Origin of the sequence: Butyrivibrio proteoclasticus B316 (assembly GCF_000145035.1) — a bacterium.
In the GTDB taxonomy this organism is placed as follows: domain Bacteria; phylum Bacillota; class Clostridia; order Lachnospirales; family Lachnospiraceae; genus Butyrivibrio; species Butyrivibrio proteoclasticus.
In genome coordinates this window covers 3017307-3038888 of sequence record NC_014387.1, presented here as the reverse complement: position 1 = coordinate 3038888, position 21582 = coordinate 3017307, and the positions used below count along the sequence as shown (strand labels likewise).

Annotated in this window: 12 protein-coding genes and 1 tRNA gene; all 13 read left to right on the top strand. The window is 41.3% G+C overall.

Features of this window, described 5'->3' with window-relative positions; translation table 11 throughout:
* The first annotated feature begins 1 nt into the window (after position 1).
* The gene (locus BPR_RS12610) at positions 2-793 is read left to right on the top strand and encodes an electron transfer flavoprotein subunit beta/FixA family protein (RefSeq protein WP_013281870.1); all 792 of its coding nucleotides are present in this window, start codon (positions 2-4) and stop codon (positions 791-793) included.
* Between the two features lie 204 nt (positions 794-997).
* The gene (locus tag BPR_RS12605) at positions 998-2047 is read left to right on the top strand and encodes an electron transfer flavoprotein subunit alpha/FixB family protein (protein ID WP_013281869.1); all 1050 of its coding nucleotides are present in this window, start codon (positions 998-1000) and stop codon (positions 2045-2047) included.
* A gap of 114 nt (positions 2048-2161) precedes the next feature.
* Complete coding sequence (locus BPR_RS12600) at positions 2162-2833, top strand: DNA alkylation repair protein (RefSeq protein WP_013281868.1); 672 nt, start codon at positions 2162-2164, stop codon at positions 2831-2833.
* A 16-nt stretch (positions 2834-2849) separates the two neighbouring features.
* The gene (locus tag BPR_RS12595) at positions 2850-3044 is read left to right on the top strand and encodes an SEL1-like repeat protein (RefSeq protein ID WP_013281867.1); all 195 of its coding nucleotides are present in this window, start codon (positions 2850-2852) and stop codon (positions 3042-3044) included.
* Between the two features lie 30 nt (positions 3045-3074).
* A complete protein-coding gene (locus tag BPR_RS12590; protein WP_013281866.1) occupies positions 3075-6188 on the top strand; it encodes a family 78 glycoside hydrolase catalytic domain in 3114 nt (1037 codons plus the stop codon).
* Between the two features lie 34 nt (positions 6189-6222).
* On the top strand, positions 6223-7344 hold the full coding sequence (gene mtnA, locus BPR_RS12585) for an S-methyl-5-thioribose-1-phosphate isomerase (protein ID WP_013281865.1): 1122 nt from the start codon (positions 6223-6225) through the stop codon (positions 7342-7344).
* A 244-nt stretch (positions 7345-7588) separates the two neighbouring features.
* Positions 7589-8599: an energy-coupling factor ABC transporter permease gene (locus tag BPR_RS12580; RefSeq protein ID WP_042257061.1), complete on the top strand. Its 1011-nt coding sequence runs from the start codon at positions 7589-7591 to the stop codon at positions 8597-8599.
* Between the two features lie 46 nt (positions 8600-8645).
* Positions 8646-9443 carry a cobalt ECF transporter T component CbiQ gene (gene cbiQ, locus BPR_RS12575; RefSeq protein ID WP_013281863.1) on the top strand — a complete coding sequence of 266 codons (798 nt, stop codon included), beginning with the start codon at positions 8646-8648 and terminating at the stop codon, positions 9441-9443.
* A 64-nt stretch (positions 9444-9507) separates the two neighbouring features.
* Positions 9508-10248 carry an energy-coupling factor ABC transporter ATP-binding protein gene (locus BPR_RS12570; RefSeq protein ID WP_013281862.1) on the top strand — a complete coding sequence of 247 codons (741 nt, stop codon included), beginning with the start codon at positions 9508-9510 and terminating at the stop codon, positions 10246-10248.
* Positions 10249-10386: 138 nt separating this feature from the next.
* Positions 10387-11568 carry an acetyl-CoA C-acetyltransferase gene (locus BPR_RS12565; protein WP_013281861.1) on the top strand — a complete coding sequence of 394 codons (1182 nt, stop codon included), beginning with the start codon at positions 10387-10389 and terminating at the stop codon, positions 11566-11568.
* 32 nt (positions 11569-11600) lie between these two features.
* Positions 11601-12737 carry an HD domain-containing phosphohydrolase gene (locus BPR_RS12560; protein ID WP_013281860.1) on the top strand — a complete coding sequence of 379 codons (1137 nt, stop codon included), beginning with the start codon at positions 11601-11603 and terminating at the stop codon, positions 12735-12737.
* A gap of 123 nt (positions 12738-12860) precedes the next feature.
* A tRNA-Arg gene (locus BPR_RS12555) sits at positions 12861-12934 on the top strand.
* Between the two features lie 350 nt (positions 12935-13284).
* Positions 13285-21483, top strand: a complete 8199-nt coding sequence (locus tag BPR_RS19980; protein ID WP_013281859.1) for a pectinesterase family protein — start codon at positions 13285-13287, stop codon at positions 21481-21483.
* Positions 21484-21582 lie beyond the last annotated feature (99 nt).

The window sequence follows — 21582 nt, the reverse complement described above, 5'->3', positions numbered from 1 at the left end:
AATGAAAGTTGTAGTTTGCATTAAGCAGGTCCCTGACACAAAGGGCGGCGTAAAGTTCAAACCCGATGGAACATTGGATAGAGGTGCAATGCTTGCAATCATGAACCCTGATGACAAAGCAGGACTTGAGGCAGCACTTAGATTAAAAGATCAGTATGGCGCAGAGGTTACAGTTCTTACTATGGGACTTCCTAAGGCTGACGCTGTACTTAGAGAAGCTCTTGCTATGGGCGCAGATAAGGCTGTTCTTGTAACAGACAGAGTACTCGGCGGCGCTGATACATGGGCAACATCTTCTACAATCGCTGGCGCACTTAGAAATCTTGAGTATGATATCATCATCACAGGTCGTCAGGCTATCGATGGTGATACAGCTCAGGTTGGTCCTCAGATTTCTGAGCACCTTCATATTCCTGTAATTTCCTACGCTGAGGAAATCAAGGTTGATGAGAAGGCTAAGACAGTAGAAGTTAAGAGACAGTTTGAAGACAGATATCATATTGTTAAGGCTAAGATGCCTTGCCTTGTTACAGCTCTTTCAGAGCTCAACGAGCCTAGATATATGACTCCTGGCGGAATCTTCGATGCTTTCGAAAAAGAAGTTACTGTTTGGGGCAGAGCAGATCTTAAGGATGTTGACGATTCTAACCTTGGTCTTAAGGGATCACCTACACAGATCGCAAAGGCTTCTGATAAGGTTAAGAAGGGTCAGGGTGAAAAGGTTGCTCCTGATTCAGCTGATGAAGCAGTAGATTACATTGTTGCTAAGCTTACAGAGAAGCATGTGATTTAAGTGATATAGGGAATGAGTAAACACGGTGCAGTGCTTGCACTGTGCAGCGTGTTTATAAAATGACCGAACAGACATGAGGAAAAAAGATATGCGAATGAAATGAACATATCGTTTTCCGAATGGCTGTAGCATAACGAGAGCGCTGCGGAGTTATGCGTATATCACATACTACAGAAAATATTTAAATGATAAAGGAGAAAAGTCATGTCTTTAGAAGAATATAAGGGTGTATTTATATTTGCTCAGCAGGTAGACAATGAGCTTTCAAGCATTGCTCTTGAGCTTCTGGGCAAAGCCAAGAATCTTGCAGAAGATCTTGATGAGAAAAAAGTAACAGCTGTACTTCTTGGAAGCGACGTTAAGGGTCTTGTTGACAAGCTTGCAGAGTATGGTGCTGATAGAGTAATCGTAGTTGATGATCCTGCACTTAAGGATTACAGAACAGAGCCTTACACACACGCTCTTGCATCAGTAATCAATGAGTTCAAGCCTGAGATCCTCCTTGTTGGTGCTACAGCAATCGGTAGAGATCTTGGTCCTAGAGTTTCATCAAGAGTACACACAGGTCTTACAGCTGACTGTACAAGTCTTGATATCGGTGATTTCCCTCTTGAGCCATCACCAGCAAGAGAGACTAAGCACAAACAGCTCCTTATGACAAGACCTGCATTCGGCGGTAATACAATCGCTACAATCGCTTGCCCTGACTTCCGTCCTCAGATGGCTACAGTTCGTCCAGGCGTTATGCAGAAAATCGACCCTATCAAGGGTGCTAAGGCAGAAGTAGTAGAATTCAATCCTGGATTCGAAGAGAACGACTGCTATACAGAGATCGTTAAGATCGTTAAAGAAGCATCTTCAGTAGCTGATATTCAGGCTGCTAAGATTCTTGTTTCAGGTGGTCGTGGAGTTGGTTCACCTGAGAACTTCAAGATTCTTGAAGATCTTGCAGAGGCACTTAACGGAACAGTTTCCTGCTCACGTGCCGTTGTAGATTCAGGCTGGAAGCCTAAGGACCTTCAGGTAGGTCAGACAGGTAAGACAGTTAGACCTCAGCTCTACTTTGCTATTGGTATTTCAGGTGCTATCCAGCACGTAGCAGGTATGGAAGAGTCTGATATCATCATCGCTATCAACAAAGATGAGAATGCTCCTATCTTTGATGTAGCTGATTATGGTGTAGTTGGAGATCTTAACAAGATCGTTCCTGCTCTTACAAAGAAAATCAAGGAAGCTCTTGCAGCTAAGAACTAATTTATTTAGAAAAGAGATGGTAACCACATTTTTGTGGTTACCATTTTTTTACATTTTGGTCTATTTCAAGTATAATTTTCATGCACCAAGATTAGGTTGTATAAGGAGAATCCCATGGATGTTTACGAAAGACTAATTAAGGAAAAAGATGATGAGTACAAGGAGTTTCAGGCTAAACTTGTACCTAATATTGACCCCTCTATAATTATTGGCGTCAGAACTCCACAAATGCGTACTATAGCTAAAGAGGTGTTTGCCAATAAGGACAGGGATGAATTCTTAAATGATCTTCCGCATAAATATTATGAGGAGAATCTTGTGCACTTTTTTGTTATTTCAATGATAAAGGATTTTGATGAGACAGTTCAAAGGGTTGAGGAGTTTCTTCCTTTTGTTGATTGCTGGCCGGTGTCTGACCAGGCAACTCCCAAGTCTTTTAAAAGGAACCATGAAAAGCTCCTTCCTTATGTGAAAAAGTGGATAGCCTCAGACGAAGTTTATACCGCTAGATTTGGCATTCGTATGCTGATGAATGAGTACCTTGGAGATGATTTCAAAGAGGAATATCTTGAACTTGTGGCATCCAAAAGGGGAGATGACTACTACCTTAAGATGATGGTGGCCTGGTACTTTGCAACTGCTCTGGCCAAAAGATATGACGAAAGCGTCAAGTATATAGAGGAGCACAGGCTTGATGACTGGGTACATAAGAAGGCAATACAAAAGGCTGTAGAGAGCTTTAGGGTGTCTGATGAGCACAAGGAATATTTGAAAAGATTTAGGTAATGGAGAATTATAGTAAATGGACAAGAAACAAAAATTATTAGATTTAATTGATAAGGCAGGCAAGGGAAGTATTGAGGCTGCTGAAGAGATAGCTGTTGGATATTATAAAGGCAGTTTTGGCGATAAGAATCCTGCTAAAGCAAAAAAGTGGGCTTCTTATGCTGCAAAACACGGAAGTGAAGTTGCTCAGGAGCTATTGGGGAAACTGTAATGTATTTAAATGCGATAGGTGGATAAAAGGTTGTTTGCAGGAAAAAATGAGAGGCTAAGAGGAACGAAAATAATTGCGACGCTTATTGCAATTGCGATGTTATTGCCGGGGCTATCAGGCTGTGACATTGGCGGCGATAAAACTGTTTCAAAAGAAAAAGAGATTCCTCTTATAGATGAATATGATCCTGGCATGAGCAGAGCGCATTTTTTAAGTGCTCCAAAGGAAAATGAAGCTGACCAAGGCACGTTTTCTGGGAATGTGCATCCTAAAGAATATGAAGCATCTTTTGTCATGGCTGTAAGCGGAACTGAAGCAAGTTTTGCTCTTGGAGATTCCAATGGAGAGTACGGAAGAGTTTCATTATACGGAATCAGAGCTGTTGAAGGAAATGAATGTTTCACTTTTAGAAGCTTTAATGGAGGCGTTGAGGATAACAGCTATAAAGCAGAGATTCCGCTTGAGCCAGTAAGTGAAGATTCAGAGTCTGATAATTTGGATGACGGGCAAAAGAGTGAAATTGCAGGTGTCTATAATGTGAGGATAGCTGTGAGCGGCGATAAAGCCAGCGTATCAGTAAATGATCAGGAGCTTGGAGAGATAACTGTACCTGAGTTTGAGCTTGCCTGCGTTGGAACCTACAAATCAAGAGGCACAGACAAAGCTTATATTGATGATATTGAAGTGACTTCTGCTGGCCAGGAGATTTTTAGCGATTGTTTTGACGGGATTTTTGAGAATAAGCTTCATAGCTACGATTATGAAGGAGTGCAGGAGAGTGCCTTTGACCCAATGTATTATAAGTATGCTTATGATACCAAGGGAAAGAGCATGATCATTACGTCCGGATTTACACTATCAGAAACAGATAAAGATCCGGCCGGAGTTTTTAAGCGTGAAATTGATATTGATAAAAAGAAGCTGGATAGCGCGTATTTGTATATGACGGCTCTTGGCTCTTTTGATATAGAGTTAAATGGACAGAAGGTTTCAGAAAACTTTTTTGACCCCGGGAAAATGGTGTTTGATAAGTATCTTAATTATGTTACTTACAATGTGACTGACATGCTTGAAGATACTAATGATCTGTATATATATCTTTTCCATGGGTTCTATGACAGGGCGGTTGGATACCCTGAAGTGGCTGCGCCCTGGGGAGATGACCTGGCGGTGAAGGGTGAACTTGTAATAAATTACAAGGACGGGACCAAAGAGGTAATTCCAACTGATGACAGCTTTTGGGTCAGCAGAGACAGTAGATATAGATTTGATGACATCTATCAGGGAGAGATCATTGATGACAGACTGAATATATATTCTACGGGGAACTGGAGTCAGCCTTTGCTTGATGCTGTCGATGATAAGTTTATAAAAGCGCAGATATGTCATAAGGAAAATGAGTCTATTTCGGAGTGGGGTAGCCTTGAGTACACCGGTGTCAGCAAGACTGAAAGCGGGCATTTTGTATATGACTTTGGACAGAATATTGCAGGAACTATTGAGATAGATCTGGATAGGCTTACAGGAAGTCAGACAGAAACCGGTAATGATACCGGAAATGCAGATGAAGCTGGCATTGAATTAAAGAATGGCCAGGTGATTACTTTTAGATACGGCGAGATATTAAACGATGATAATATGATCCCGGCAGGCAGGGATGGAGAAAAAGGCTCTGTCTGGACAAAAGGGCTTTTGTCTGCAAAAAGTACTGACTATTATGTTTGTGGAAATCAATCTTGTGGAAAACTTTGCTTTTCTCACACTTACCATGGCTTTAGATATGTAGAAATAATTGGACTTGATTGGCAGATACCTTCTGATGCCATAAGAGCAATTGCTATTTCTTCTAATGTGGAGCAGACGGGAGAATTTAGCTGTTCGGATGAAACAATCAATAGGCTTTATCAGAATTCGATTTATAGTCTTAGGGCGAATATGATGGATAATCCTACTGACTGTGCCCAGAGAGATGAGCGACTTGGATGGTCAGGTGATGCGCAGGCAGTATCGGGATTTGCCATGTATGCATATGACACGGAAAAGTTTTATCGCAATTATTTAAAAGAGCTTAGAACGCAGCAGGCGGGAGATGGCTCAATAAATGATGTGGCTCCCACCAATAATCCGTTTGGTGGCCATAGTTGCTGGGGAGACAGTATTACACAGATTACATGGAATGCTTATCTGCATTATGGTGATGAGTCGATAATTACTGATAATATAGGAGCTTCCGAGAAGTGGGTTGACTATTTGGTTGGAAGGTCTGAGGATTATCTTTTAACAACAGATGGTTATGGAGATCATTTATCCGGCCAGACGACTCCGCAGGCTTTGTCAGATACTGCCTGGGCAGCGCATTCAGCAAGACTTGTTGCCAGGATGAATAAAGTGTTAGGCAATGAAGATAAGGCTGCAATTTATGGTGGTTATGCAGATGCGTTTGCCGGAAAATGGCAGGAGACGTTTATAAGAGAGGACCCTTCAGTTGCTGCAGGCATACTGGAGGCTGACGCAGAATCAGAAACTGCGTATGCTTTGGGGATAGCATTTGATCTTTTCCCGGAGGACATGAAGCTGGAGGCAGCAGAGAGACTTAATATTTTAAGTGAGTATGGTTCATACCTCTTTTACCCGGGGTATGCAGGAATGGCACATTATCTGCCTGCTCTTTCGCAAAACGGCTATGGAAGTACAGCAGTTAAGGTCATGACTAATACCAGTCCAGGAGGGCTGGCGCATCCTCTTTCCATGGGGATGACTACCAATCCTGAGGATATGGGAGTATTCAGATATCAGGACAGAGATGGAAATCCTTATCCTGATGGCATTTATGAAATAACAGGATCGCTTAACCATGCGGCATACTCAAGCGTTCTGGCATTTTGTTACAGTGATATTCTGGGGATCAGGGCTGATGAAGAGGAACCGGGATACAAGCATTTTTATGTAAAACCTACTGTTACGGAAGCTCTTGAGAGCGCAGAGGGGTCACTAAAGACCAGAAGTGGGCTTATAAAGGTTTCCTGGAATGCGGCTGCTAAAGAAATATCGATCACAGTACCTGTTGATTCTACATGTACTCTTATTCTTCCGACAGGCGAAGTTAAGGACTATGCAGGCGGGAAATATACAATTAACTGGTAAGAAGCAGATAAATAAGATTAAAAGGGAGCGCAAAATGAGCAATATTTTAGACTATGAGACAGTGGCACTTGTTGATGATGACGATGCCATAGAGATAATTGACCAGACTCTTTTACCGGGGAAGACTGAGATGATCAGACTTCACACTGCACAGGAAATCTGGGATGCTATTTATCTTTTGCAGGTTAGAGGTGCGCCTGCTATAGGCGTTACAGCAGGCTTTGGAATATATCTTTTAATGAAGCACTCTAAGGCAGAAAACTATAATGAGTTTATTGGAGAACTTAAGGAAAAGAGTGATTATCTGAATTCATCAAGGCCTACAGCTGTAAATCTTTCCTGGGCACTTAAGAGGATGCAGAATCATATTTTTGAATTCTGTAATATCAAGGCTTTAGAGGACGGCTCAGTATGCCTGGATTCTGCAAAAGAATATGATTTAAAAGGCATGATCTGTGAGATGAGAGATGAGTCTGAGCGCATTAAGGCTGAAGACATTGATGTATGCCGCAGGATTGGTGAGTATGGTCTCACACTCATAAAAGATGGCTATGGACTTCTGACACATTGCAATGCGGGACAGCTTGCAACCTGCAAGTATGGAACAGCCACAGCGCCAATGTATCTTGCACATGAAAAAGGTATGAACATCAAGGTTTACTGCGACGAGACAAGACCTCTTTTACAGGGAGCCAGACTTACAGCTTACGAGCTTCATTCTGCAGGAATAGATACAACTCTTTTATGCGACAATATGTCTGCATCTCTTATGAAGAGCGGAGCTATCAATGCAATATTTGTTGGCTGTGACAGAGTAGCTGCAAATGGTGATGCGGCCAATAAGATAGGAACAAGCGTTGTTGCAACAGTAGCAAAGCGCTACAATATTCCATTCTATGTCTGTGCTCCAACGTCAACAATAGATATAAATACACCTACAGGTGAGGAAATCAACATTGAGCAGCGAAAGCCTGAGGAAGTAACTGAGATGTGGTACAAGGAGCGCATGGCTCCGGAGGGAATCAAAGTATATAACCCGGCTTTTGATGTGACAGACAACGAACTGATAGCGGGCATTGTAACAGAATATGGAGTTCTGGGGGCGCCATATAAAGAAGCTATCGCGGATTTGTTCAATAAAATCCAAAAGAAATAATCTTTGCCTTAATAAAAAGTTAAAAAATGCAAAAATAGAACCCCCCAGGGGGCTTGCGAGTAAATTTTGTACAATCTATACTTATGATATTGCCAAGGTGTGTAGCATGCTGAGAATTGTCCGATACTCAGTATGCTGGCGCACCATTTTTATATCATAGATATTCTTCCGGATTTCCTATGATATAAAAGCTATCCGCAATGAATGCTAATACTTTTAAATTACTATGGAGGAGGCAAGCAATATGCATATGGCAGATGCCCTTGTGGCACCGGCAGTAGCTGGGACAATGTATGTATTATCAACAGGAGCAGCGGGAGTTTCTGTAAAAAAAGTCAGAGAGGAGAACGATCCTAAGAAGATTCCTGTTATGGGCGTAATGGGAGCTTTTGTATTTGCAACTCAGATGCTCAACTTTACCATTCCGGGAACGGGTTCTTCAGGACATCTTTGCGGAGGCATGATGTTATCTGCTATGCTTGGACCTTACGCAGGATTCCTCACAATGATAGGAGTTCTACTGGTTCAGTGCCTTTTGTTTGCTGATGGAGGCCTTTTGGCACTTGGATGTAATATATGGAATATGGCCTTTTACGGGTGCTTTGTAGGTGCCATGCTGATCTGGAAGCCAATTATGAGAAAGGGAGCTTCTAGGATCAAGATAATAGTTGCATCAATTCTTGGATGTGTACTGACACTTCAGATGGGAGCTTTCTCTGTTAGTATAGAGACTTTATTGTCTGGAATAACAGAGCTCCCGTTCTCAGTATTTGTGGGAACAATGCAGCCTATACATCTTGCAATTGGTCTTGTTGAAGGCCTGATCACTGCAGCTGTCCTTGTGTTTGTAAATGAAGCCAGACCAGAGCTTTTATGGGGGGTTGGCAAATCTGAGGATGTTAAGGTAAATGAAGGTAAGCTCTCATTTAAGGGAACTATCATTGCAATCGCAGTGGCAGCAGCTATCTGCGGAGGAGCTATTTCCTTATTCGCATCTGCTTTTCCTGACGGACTTGAGTGGTCTATGGAACAGGTTGCCGGAACAACAGAACTTGAAGCAGATGGTGGTGCCTATGAAACTGCGGCAAACATTCAGGAGACAACATCTCTTTTACCTGATTATGCTTTTAAAGATAGTGAATCACCTGTAGGTACAAGTTTTTCAGGAATTGTCGGCGCACTTGTAGTGGTTGGCGTTTGTGTCGGTGCTTCCTATGCGTTTAGATTTTTCAGGAAAAAGGATATAGCAGCCTGAAAAAATACCAATATATAAGTTGGTAAAAATGTGCTAAGCTACATGTATGAATTCAATTGAGAAAAATATAAACGAACTAAATAAATTACAAAATTTGCAGCAGCGTTCCCACTGGATGAATGACCTTCATCCGCTGGGGAAGCTGCTTCTTAGCGTTTTATACATATTTACTGTGGTGTCATTTGATAAATATAGTATTGCGCCGCTTCTTGTTATGGCTGTTTACCCTATATTTGGCTTTATTGTGGGTGAGCTTTCTTTTAAAGAGGGACTGTACAGGATGAGACTCATTCTTCCGCTGGTCCTTTTTGTAGGTATATTTAATCCTTTTTTGGATAAGACTCTTTACACTTTGTATAGTATTTCCGGAGACAGCTCTTTTACCATTAGGATAACAGGTGGAATGGTGTCAATGATAACTGTAATGCTAAAGGGCTTTTATAGTGTTCTTGCGGCATATATTCTCATAGCAACCACGTCGATAGATGATATATGCTATGCGCTTAGATGCCTTCACGTACCGAAAGTAATGGTGATTGTAATACTTCTTATATACAGATACTTTGGAATTATGGCTATTGAAGCTGACAGGATCATGACTGCATACAAATTAAGAGCACCGCACCAGAACGGAATCCATTATAAGGCCTGGGGAACTTTAGTTGGACAGTGGCTCCTTCGCAGCATGGACAAGGCTGAGGACGTTTATGAGAGTATGCTTTTAAGGGGATTTACCGGCGATTTCAGAGTCAGGAAGAAGAAAGTAAGGGCAATAGATGTGCTGTATCCGGTAATTTGGATCATAGCTTTTGTCTTTATCCGGCATTCGGGAATTTTTGGATGATATATTCTTGAATGATTTGTTGTCATATGTATTGTGAAAAGAGCTTTTTTAGAAAGAGGATGAGATGCATACAGGTATTTGCGGAGAATTATTACGAATTGAACATTTGAGCTTTGCTTATGAGAAGGATGAGCAGGTGCTGACTGATATAAATCTGGTTGCGCACGATGGCGAGAGCATAGGAATAATTGGTGCAAACGGAATTGGTAAATCTACGCTCATGAAATTATTGGTTGGTCTGTATCTGGATTACAGTGGAAAGCTTGAAGTTGCAGGACATCCTGTGGATAAAAAGAATCTAAGTCATGTAAGAGAGCATATTGGATATGTGTTTCAGGACTCGGACAGCCAGCTTTTTTTATCAACTATAGAAGATGACGTTGCGTTTGGACCGCAAAATTATGGGCTATCTGATGAAGAGGTTGAGAAAAGAGTTTGTCAGGCACTTGAAAAAGTACATATTACAGAGCTGAGGAAGAAACAGACTTATAAACTTTCGGGCGGAGAAAAGAAGCTGGCTTCAATTGCAACAATCCTTGCTATGGAGCCTGACATAATAATAATGGATGAGCCGTCGATAGCGCTTGATCCACGAAACAGAAAGAACCTTATCAAGATCCTAAATGAGATTAATTCTCTTAAACTTGTAACATCTCATGATCTTGACTTCATCATGGATACATGCGAGAGAACAGTACTCTTGGATGATGGCCTAATAATAGCTGACGGAAGTACCAGGGAAGTATTGTCAGATGAAAAACTGCTTACGGAGCATGGACTTGAATTACCACTTCGCCTGCAATAGATTATCTTTCAATAGAAACAAGTATATCAATGTTTCGTTGAGATAGATTGATTAAAGTGATAAAATATTTTATAGGTATGTGTAACATTATTTAATGTGTTTTTGAACAAAATATAGATTGTGTTTATGGAGGATGTTATGGCAAGAAAAGTAGTTTTAGCAGGAGCATGCAGAACAGCAATTGGAACAATGGGTGGAACACTTTCAACAACTCCGGCACCGGCTCTTGGTGCTATTGTTATCAGGGAAGCTTTGAAAAGAGCAGGAGTTAAGCCTGAGCAGGTTGATGAAGTATATATGGGATGTGTTATCCAGGCGGGTCTTGGACAGAATCCTGCTAGACAGTCAGCTATTAATGCAGGAATCCCTGTAGAAGTACCGGCAACAACAATCAATGTACTCTGCGGTTCAGGACTTCATTGCGTAAACCTTGCTGCCAAGCTCATTGGAATGGGCGATGCTGATATTATCGTAGCAGGCGGTATGGAGAATATGTCAATGGCTCCTTATCTTATGCAGCAGGGCCGTTATGGTTACAGAATGGGTTCGGGTGAGCTTCAGGATGCTATGATCAAGGATGCTCTTACAGATGCTTTCGGCGGTTATCATATGGGTATCACTGCTGAGAATATTGCTGAGCAGTGGCATCTTACAAGGCAGCAGCTTGATGAGTTTGCAGCATGGTCACAGAACAAAGCTGAAAAGGCAATTGCTGAAGGCAAATTCAAGGAAGAAATCGTTCCTGTAGAAATCAAGAAAAAGAAAGAAACTATTATTTTTGATACAGATGAAGGCCCGAGAAAAGGTGTGACTGTAGAGGGAATTTCAGGTCTTAAGCCTGCATTTAAGAAGGACGGCGGTGTAGTTACAGCTGCTAACTCTTCAGGAATTAACGATGCAGCGTCTGCTATCATAGTTATGAGTGAAGAAAAGGCCAAAGAACTTGGGGTTAAGCCACTTGGAACATGGATTGCAGGAGAACTTGCAGGTGTAGAGCCAAGTATTATGGGTATCGGACCTGTAGCTGCTACTCAGAAGGTAATGAAGAAGGCCGGATATACAATCGGTGATTTTGATCTTATTGAAGCTAATGAAGCTTTTGCAGCTCAGTCTGTGGCTGTACAGCATGATCTTGGCTTTAGCAATGATGTACTTAATGTTAACGGTGGTGCTATTGCGCTCGGACATCCTGTAGGATGCTCAGGAAACAGAATATTAGTATCTCTTTTGTATGAAATGCAGAGAAGAGATGTGCATAAAGGACTTGCTACTCTGTGCGTAGGTGGCGGAATGGGATGTGCTGCTATAGTTGAGAGATAAGACTATATCGGCGCTGATTACAGGAGGAACAGATGGCAGATCGATCAATTCTAATAGTTGATGACAATGAGATCAACAGAGGAATTCTTGGTGAGATCTTCAAGGACAAGTACAACATACTCGAGGCAGGCGATGGTAAGGAAGCCATGAGTATGATTGAGGCTAATGAGGAAAAGCTTGCGGCTATTCTTCTTGATATTGTCATGCCTGAAATGGACGGTTATCAGGTTCTTGAGGCCATGCAAAAGAAGGATAACCTAAACGATTCTGTTCCTGTTCTGATGATCACGGCAGATACTTCAACTGAAGCTGAGCGTACAAGTTACCAGAAGGGGGCTGCGGACGTTATACACAAGCCCTTTGACCCTGTTATTGTAGATAAAAGAGTATCAAGGACCGTTGAACTGTTTGATTCCAAGAATAATTTGGAAATCCAGGTTGATGATCAGACAAGAGTATTAAAAAAGCAGTTTATTTATCTCAAGAAACAGGAAGAGCGAATAAAAAGCAGTAATGAGAGAGTAATTGATACTATTGCTACTATAGTCGAGTTCAGGAGCATGGAGTCCATTTATCATTTAAAGAGGATAAAGGGCTTTGTGAGAATTCTTGCTCTGACAGCGATGAATAACTATCCTGAACTCGGACTTAATCCTCATATGGTCGATGTAATTACTCAGGCTTCAGCTATGCATGACATAGGTAAGATTTCAGTGCCGGATTCAGTTCTTTTAAAGCCCGGAAGACTTACGAACGAAGAGTTTGAAGTTATGAAATCCCACACTACCAGAGGCAGCGAAGTAATTGAGATGCTCAAGGATGTTCAGGATAAAGAGTATTATGAAATATGTCTTGATATTTGCAGACATCATCATGAGAGATATGACGGCGGCGGATATCCGGACGGCCTTAAGGGAGAAGAAAATTCAATAGCTGCGCAGCTGACAGCAATATCGGATGTTTATGATGCCCTTGTAAGTGATAGGGTCTATAAATCTGCTTATCCTGTGGATAAAGCTTACGAGATGATCAAAAATGGTGAGTGCGGAGTATTTTCACCCAAGATTCTGGCTTGCTTTGAATTTGCAAGACCTGACATGGAGAAACTGGTTGCCCAGACCAAAGCTGCAGAAGCAGCCGAAAAAGGGTACTCTGCAGATGCTACGTAATATGACTTCTTACGGGCAAAAGCGGAAATAGCCAACAAGAAGCCATACATTATAGAAGTATAAAAAAATTGTTGACAAGAGTCGCCCTCGTGCATATAATATATTTTGTTGCGAAAGTGACTTGTGCGTGTAGCTCAGCTGGATAGAGCGTCTGGCTACGGACCAGAAGGTCGTGGGTTCGAATCCTGTCACGCACACTAAGATAAAGATAGCATTCAGAGAAATCTGGATGCTATTTTTCGTTTATTAGGATATTTCTCCGAAAAGTCTTCGATATTCCATTCCCATGAAACCGCATACATTTTATAAAATTGATTTTTGACTTTGCTTAACAATTAATCAGAAAAAAGATAATTGGTGCAAAATGCACAAAACTATACAGTGAAATTTTGTTTAGTTTTGAGCGAAATATATGAAAGAAACTTACAAATATACCTTGTTTTCGTCAAACTGATTATGCTAATATAAAGGCACATTTCAACTGGTAATGTAAGCGTTTACATTATTAAAAATGTATAAACTTACAGGTTTATTTGGGAGGAAGAGTATGATCAGAAAGACGAGATGGCACAAAGCTGGCGCTTTGATGCTGTCAGCAGCTATGGGGCTTTCATCATTTTCTGCAGCCTTGCCTGGTGGCGTGGTATATGCTGAAAATGGTGATGTATTAGATGCTGACACAGAAGCGAGTGCAGAGACATCGACTGGGGACAGCGAAGCTGGAAGCGATGAAGCTTCAGTTTCTGCTACAGAAGAGACTTCAGCTACGGAGGATTCACAGGAAACAGACGCAGCATCACTGGAATCAACAGATGAATCTTCTAAGGAATCAGAAGAAACAGATACTGATTCTGCATCAAAGGGGCAGGATGCAGAAGAGTCAGAGCGTGAAGGAGCAATAACATTGCTTGATGAAAAAAAGACATCTGACAGAAACTTTGATTCATCCAAAGTTGATGTATGGGACTTTGGCGCAGAGAATCTTGGCGATGCCTATAACAACAGACTTGACGCTGATACGATCAATGGATTTTATTCTGTTGAAGCAGGGTCTACGGGGGTAAATATTGCCTCTTTTTCTGTAGATGATGGGGATTTTGTGTTCAATGATGGTGGATATTCTACCACTCACAGACTGAGAACAACTAACACATCACTTACAAGATATGATGCTAAATCACTTAAGGATAGTGATGGAAATGTTTATTCAGGTTATCTGTACTCCAATAAGGGATCTACAGATGCAGTATATGTTGCGCTTGAGTGCAAGGCTGATGATGTTATAACAGCCTTTGTTGCAAGTAATGGAACTGATTCAACAGTTCATTTCCAGAATGTTTCAGATGCTTCTGATGATGCATCTATGGTTCATACCCTTGGTGGCAGTACAGTAACTAAGATGACTTTCTATCCTGCCAAGGATGCACAGTACAAGCTCTTTTCAGCAACTGAGAAGCTTGTTCTTGCCAGAGTATATCGTGAACACGCGCAGTATGGATATCTTACAGGTTCTGTTGAGGGCTATGAAGGAACAGGCTCTTTTGACATTGTATTTACAAATGTTCAGAACGGAAATGTAGTTAAGGCAACTGTAGCTGACGGCAAGTATACAGCTCAGCTTGCAGAAGGCTTCGACTATACAATGAGTCTTGCAGGAGCTGATGATTACGCTATCACATCAGACAAGAATGTTAATATCTCTTCAGATACAGAGATGGACATCACTGTTGAGGGCGTAGATCTTGTTGAGGTATCAGGTAAGCTCACAGGTATAGCAGATAAAGACATGGCTAAATTCGTATCTGCAGCTGAGTTTGAGTTTGCAGCTCAGGATGAGAAATCTGTATATGTACCTGAAATTGCTCTTACACTTACAGATTCAGCAATTGAGTATGAATTAAAGCTTCAGAAGGATGTTACATATTCAGTTTCAGTAGCAGACAAGAAGAGCACAGCAACAGAAAAGTTTGCAGGTGTTGAGGACTATGAGCTTGTTACTGATGAGCTGACACTTGATAAGTCATCAGATAATGTGGACATTGAATTTGAGGCAAAGCCTTTATATAAGGTAACAATTGTTCCAAACGGAGCAACACTTTCAGATCTCAAGGATGCTGTATTTACATTTACAAGACTTGATGCAGAAAATGAATTTGCTGCAGATGGATATGTATATGAATTTACAGGAACAGAAGATATTGCTCTTAGAGATGGTCAGTACGCTGTAGAAGTAAGCAACACAGGAGCTCTTGTACAGAAACTTACAAGTGACCTTATTGTTAATGGTGCAGACGTAACTAAGACTATCAGCTTCTCATCAGATATTACTGAGTGGGATTTTAGTGATCCTTCTTTTACATCTAAATTTGCAGGCGTTACAGAGGGAACATACAACGGTCTTTCATGGACAAACGGAAGATCTCACAATAATGTATACCTTTACTCCGGTGCAGGAAAAATCTCAGTTCCTGTAAAGGGAGACTGCCAGATTCAGGTGACAGCAAATTATCAGTATTCATACTACTTTGAGAATGATACAGAACCTTCGGTAAATGTTAAGACAGGTTCAACCAGCACTAATGAGACCTTTACTTATGACTATAAGGGCGGCGCAGGAACTTTTGATGTAACAGTTTTGGGATCATCATATATCACTAAGATTGCAACTGTTTATCAGACAGAGTACAAGTCAGAAATCCTTGTAGGATCATCAGATAAGGCTGATTATGCAAGTATTAATGATGCTCTTTCTGCTGTTCGTCGTATGGACAGAAAAGACGGACAGAGAGTAACAATCAGCATTGAGCCTGGCAACTATGAAGAAATGCTTGTTATCGATGTGGCTGATGTAACTCTTGCCAACGCAAGCAGTAATCCAACTAATACTCTTAAGAACAGCGGCGTGGATATTGATGACAACGCAGTTCGTATTACCTGGTACTATGGACATGGCTACACATATTACAGTATGGGTAGTGACTACAAGTACGATGCAGATGTACTTGCTGCAAATAAAGAGAACGGATATGCATCTGTGATCAATCCGGGTTCAGGAACAGGTACATATTGGAATGCTTCAGTAGTTGTTGACGCAGCTGGTTTTGAAGCAAAAGATATTATTTTCGAGAACTCTTTTAACCAGTATGTTTCACCAAAGGCTGCAGAGGATGTGATCGTTCCTCAGAGCTCTGCTAAAGAAGGTTCAATAGCAAGAGCATCCATGTCAGCAAGTGACACAACAGTACAGGATAAAAAATATGTTGAGAGAGCGGCAGCTCTTGCCCTTACAGGCAGCGCTACAGAAGCATATTTTGAAAACTGCCGTATTATAGGTCGTCAGGATACACTATATGGACATACCGGAACAACAGCTGCTTTCTATAACTGCGCTGTATATGGCGGAACAGATTATATCTTTGGCGGAATGACAGCTGTATTTGCAAAGTGTGATCTTGTTCTTAACACAAGTGAAGACAAGAATGATGTTGCTTATATCACAGCTCCTCAGCAGAAATCTGCTTCAGAGCGTGGTTATCTTATGTATAACTGTACAGTTAAGAGCACAACTCCGGGAGTTGATACTGCATCTAAGTATGTATCCAAGCCTGGTCAGTTCGGAAGACCATGGCAGGCCAATACTTCTGAAGCTGTATTCTTTGACACTGTAGTTGAGGCAACACAGTGGGCAAATGGCGCTTATGATGAAAATGCGAAGACCTCTCTTATTCAGCCTGTAGGCTGGAACACATCTCTTGGCGGACAGTCTGCAAGAAATGTCGAGTTCGGAACATTTGAGGTATCCGGAGAGGATAACAGCAAGGAAAGAGCGTCATGGGTTCAGCAGCCAAAAGAGGCGGTGCTTGCAGACGGAACAGCAATTTCAGTAGCAGCATTCCTTGGTGAGTGGGATCCATTTGCTGGTCATAATAATGACATGACAATTACATTCCCTGACGGAAGCTCTGAGGTTGCACCTACACCAGGCTCTTCTGAGACTCCGGTTTCAGAGAATAATGAATTTACATTTGAGTCATCAACTCTTGAGACATTTGCAGCCGGAGCCAAGGCAGATGGCGAAATGGAAAAAGTTGGAACTGATGACTACTTTACAATTATCTATAGTGTTAAGTCCAAGGTAGATACATCAAGCAAGACATGGGCTGATGAGTATACATCAGGAGTAAGACTTAATCTTGGCGGCGCAGCTGCAACTGAGAAGAATTCAGTTAAGTTTACAACTTCCAACGCAGCTACTGTAAAGGTATGGTGGGCTTGCGGTGATGCAGGACGCCAGATGACAGTCCTTAATGGTTCAGGAGAGACAGTAGCTACAACTGCAGAAGAAGCTGTTAAGAATTCTCCTTATCTTTCAACAATTAAGCTTGATGAAGCCGGAACATATTATCTTGGCGGAACAGCTAATAACTACATCTTTAAGATTGTAGTTACAGAGGATAAGGCAGCTGAGCCTGTAGTATCAACTCTTGAATCTGCAGACCTTACAGCATTTGCAGCAGGAGCCAAGGCTGATGGCGAAAGCGAGAAGGCTGGAACTGACGACTACTTTACACTTGTTTACAGTGCAAAGTCCAAGATTGATACATCCAGCAAAACTTGGGATGATGGCTACACATCAGATCAGAGAATTAATTTTGGCGGTGCGGCATCTACAGAGAAGAATGCTATTAAGTTCACAACTTCAGCAGATGAAGCTACAGTTAAGGTATGGTGGGCATGCGGAGACGCAGGACGCCAGATGGCAATTCTTGATTCAACAGGAAATGCAGTAGCAACAACTGAAGAAGCAGCAGTTAAGAATTCTCCTTATATTTCAACACTTAAGACAGGTGCTGCTGGAACATATTATCTTGGTGGCGCAACTGGTAATAACTACATCTTTAAAGTAGAAGTTACTGATGGAGCTCCTGTAGAAGTTAAGAGAGCAGAGTGGTCAGAGGTTAAGGCTCCAGTAATTAGCTCTGTTTCACTTAATAAAGACAACTCAGGCAAGATTGATGTTAGTGTTGACGCAGTAATTGGCTTAAATGGCGGAGACAGCCTTGTGGTTGAAATGCTTGATGCCGATGAAAATGTAGTAGAGACACTTAAGTCTCTTGCTGAGAAGAATGAGTTTACATTTGCGTTTACTCCTTCTAAGAGTGGTGATTATCACTTTAGAGCTACTCTTTCAAGAGATGATGAGGAAGACGTTAAGAGCGTTGTGAGAACAGATGCATTTTCATTTGTTCTTCCACTTAAGGCTCCTTCATTCAAAAACGCAGTTAATAAGGGCGCGGGTACAGTTGTAGTTAAGTTCTATTCAGTACCTGAGGCTGAAAGCTATAGCCTTACAGCTACAGATAAAACAGATGCAGCATCTCTTTCTAAAGCAGTTGTGACTGCCAAGACACCAGATGTTGATGAGTCTACTGAGTATTCATATACATTTGTAGGTCTCAATGTAGGACATAAATATGAACTTGCACTGGTAGCTAATCGCGGACAGGATACTTCAGATAAGTCTGTAATGGACTTCGAAGTTACAGAAGAAGGCGAGCGTGAGTGGGTATTCTCTGCATTTGGTCAGGGTGTATCCAAAGGCTCTAACATAGGTTCTACTGTTAATGATGATGGTTCAGTAACAGTTTGGAATATAGGAAATAAAGGTAAGCTTGTTCCTGCATCAACTGACGGACTTTCATTCTATTACACAGCAGTTCCTGCAAATAAGAACTTCACTCTTACTGCTACAGCAACTATTGATACCTGGACATTTACTAATGGTCAGGAAGGCTTTGGTCTTATGGCTGCCGATAGAGTAGGTGTAAACGGAAACGCTGCAGTATTCTGGAATAACTCCTATATGGCATCCGGAAGCAAGGTAGAATATTACTATGACACTGTTAATCAGGAAGTTACTACTGATACTTCAGCAGCCAAAATTACAATGAAGCTTGGTCTTGGGGCTCAGGAGAAGGTTGGAGTAACAAATGAAAACCTTGCAAGGCTTGAGGCTAACGACACAGAGACTGTTAATAACGAGTTCTCTTCAAATATGTATCCACTTGAGACAAGTGGTGGTCAGAGCGGCGTTGGTACATATAACCTCTTTGGAAAAGAAAAATCTGGAACAGTAGTAGGTACCATAGCTAACCCTCTTGCTCAGGTAAGACTTCGTATCCAGAAAAACAATACAGGATACTTTGTAAGTTATCTTGATGGAAATGATAATGTAATAACAACCAAGAAGTTCTATGACACAGAAGCTCTTAATAAGCTTGATTCAGAGAACGTTTATGTTGGATTCTTTGCTGCAAGAACATTTAAGGCAACATTCAGCGATATTGAACTTACAGTGATCGATCCTTCAGAGGATGCTCCTGCAGAGGAGAGACCTGTAACATATGTAGTACCTGATTACAAGATAATCTCAGCTACATATTCAAATACAGCAAAGTATGACCTTCAGTATGCAGGAAATGCAGACGGTGTTCTTACTATTACTGATGCTAAGGGAAATGCAGTAGTAGATAATAAGGCAGTAGTAGCAGGAGAAGTTGTAAGCACTTCTGTTAAACTCAGCAAGGGAGATAATGCATACAATGTAACATTTACTCCTAATGCAGACTTTAATCCAGGTGGTGATGAGTATCAGAGACTTTCTTCTTATGATACAGTTGAGTTTGTTCATACTGTTAAGTATGCAACTGTAAATGATGACGAGAAGATCTATGTAAGAGCTGATGGTAAATTCGATGCTACAGGAACAGCTAATGATCCTGTAGACATTTATACAGCTGTTAAGTATGTACAGCCTGGTCAGACAATTGTTGTTGCAGCTGGAACCTATAGCCTTACAAGTACAGTAACAATTGCCAGAGGAATTGACGGAACACCTTCAAAACCTATCAAGATGGTTACAGAAGGCGGAAGAGCAATCTTCGACTTTAACAAAAAATGCGCAGGATTCGTTCTTGCTGGTAACTACTGGTATATAAACGGAATTGACTGCACACATTCAGGAAATTCACTTAAGGGTATCCAGGTATCCGGTAGTCACATCACTCTTGAGGATATCCGCACATATGAGAATGGAAACACAGGTATTCAGGTCAGCAGATATCTCACAACAGACGGAAGAGATATGTGGCCAAGCTACGATCTGATCCTCAACGGTACATCATACAGCAATGCTGATGCCGGATATGAGGATGCTGACGGATTTGCAGCTAAGCTTACATGTGGTGACGGAATTGTATTTGATGGATGTATTTCCTATAACAACGCTGATGATGGATGGGATCTCTTTGCCAAGGTTGAATCCGGAAGCATCGGACAGGTAACAATCCAGAACTCTGTAGCATTTGCTAACGGATATGGCGTTGATGGAACAAACGAAGGTAATGGTAATGGATTTAAGATGGGCGGATCAAGCATGTCAGGTCCTCATAAGCTCATCAACTCTGTAGCTTGGGGTAACAAGGCTAAGGGTATCGATTCAAACTCTGGCCCTGATATCCAGGTATACCATTCAATGTCATTTAACAATGGCAGCAACAACGTAGCTCTTTATACAAACGATACAGCTAATACTAATTACTATGTAGATGGTGTTCTTTCATACCGTACAACAGGTACTGGTACTAATGAGAACATTAAAGCTAAGGGAACACAGGATACAAACAACATCTATGGCAAGAAGAACTTCTTCTGGAATGATGGAGCAAGTGCAAATAGCGATGGACTTAAAGCTTCTGATGACTGGTTCGTATCTCTTGATGCTCCTTATGCAAATGCAAATGATCCATACGCAGTAGCAGCATCTCTACGAGCAGCAGATGGTTCAATTGATCTTGGAAACTTCTTAAAGCTCAGCGAAACTGGTATCGCAGCTCTTGCGGCAGCAGGACTTGATGCTTCTGAAATAGTAGCAGGCGTTGATGGACAGTATGAGGCTGTCAGGGATGAGAGAGAGATCAGCGGATCATCAGATGATGCTCAGAAAGATGTTGAAGAGGATCCTCAGGAGCCTGAAGAAGAAGAAATTAAGGGCGAATTTGTTACTAAGTATTGGAGAACATACTTTGTCACAGAAGATGGCGAAAAGCTTACTGGTCTAAACAAGATTGGCGGAGAGCTTTACTACTTCAATGAGACTGGTGTAATGCTCACAAACAGCTACATTACTATTGATGGCAACAGATATTTCTTTGATGACGAAGGACATGCTGTTAAGGGCTTCATGGAAAGATATGGAGCTACATATTTCTTCGATGAAGAATACCATGAAGTATATGACGCAATTGTAGAAGTAGACGGCAACAAATATTATCTTGGTGATAACGGCAAGATGGTTAAGGGTAAGTTCGCTACTATTGGAGAGAATAAATATTACATTAACGATGATGGAGTTATTGTAACATCAGCATTTATAACACAGTATGGTTCAACCTACTATGTGAATGCAGAAGGTGTCATGGTCAAGAACTACCTTGCAAATATTGAGGGCAAAAAATATTACTTCAATGATCAGGGCAAGATGGTTAAGGGTAAATTCACTACAGTAGATGATAATAAATACTACTTTGGTGATGATGGCGCAATGCTCATAGAGACATTTGTAACCCAGTATGGTTCAACTTATTACCTTGGATCAGACGGAGCAATGCTCAAGAACACAGTATTCACAGTAGATGGCGTAACATATTCCGCTAATTCTGCAGGTAAAGTAAAAGTAAAAAAATAAGAAAATAACGTTTTAAGAAATGAGGGCCTGTCACCTAGTGTGAACAGGTCCTTTTTTCCTTATATATGGGTTAATTCATGAGGGTAGAAAATCCTTGAA

Bases quoted from the DNA above. Each gene is read 5' to 3' on its own strand.
- BPR_RS12610 (WP_013281870.1), top strand. From the start codon at position 2: ATGAAAGTTGTAGTTTGCATTAAGCAGGTCCCTGACACAAAGGGCGGC.
- BPR_RS12605 (WP_013281869.1), top strand. From the start codon at position 998: ATGTCTTTAGAAGAATATAAGGGTGTATTTATATTTGCTCAGCAGGTA.
- BPR_RS12600 (WP_013281868.1), top strand. From the start codon at position 2,162: ATGGATGTTTACGAAAGACTAATTAAGGAAAAAGATGATGAGTACAAG.
- BPR_RS12595 (WP_013281867.1), top strand. From the start codon at position 2,850: ATGGACAAGAAACAAAAATTATTAGATTTAATTGATAAGGCAGGCAAG.
- mtnA (WP_013281865.1), top strand. From the start codon at position 6,223: ATGAGCAATATTTTAGACTATGAGACAGTGGCACTTGTTGATGATGAC.
- BPR_RS12580 (WP_042257061.1), top strand. From the start codon at position 7,589: ATGCATATGGCAGATGCCCTTGTGGCACCGGCAGTAGCTGGGACAATG.
- cbiQ (WP_013281863.1), top strand. From the start codon at position 8,646: ATGAATTCAATTGAGAAAAATATAAACGAACTAAATAAATTACAAAAT.
- BPR_RS12570 (WP_013281862.1), top strand. From the start codon at position 9,508: ATGCATACAGGTATTTGCGGAGAATTATTACGAATTGAACATTTGAGC.
- BPR_RS12565 (WP_013281861.1), top strand. From the start codon at position 10,387: ATGGCAAGAAAAGTAGTTTTAGCAGGAGCATGCAGAACAGCAATTGGA.
- BPR_RS12560 (WP_013281860.1), top strand. From the start codon at position 11,601: ATGGCAGATCGATCAATTCTAATAGTTGATGACAATGAGATCAACAGA.
- BPR_RS19980 (WP_013281859.1), top strand. From the start codon at position 13,285: ATGATCAGAAAGACGAGATGGCACAAAGCTGGCGCTTTGATGCTGTCA.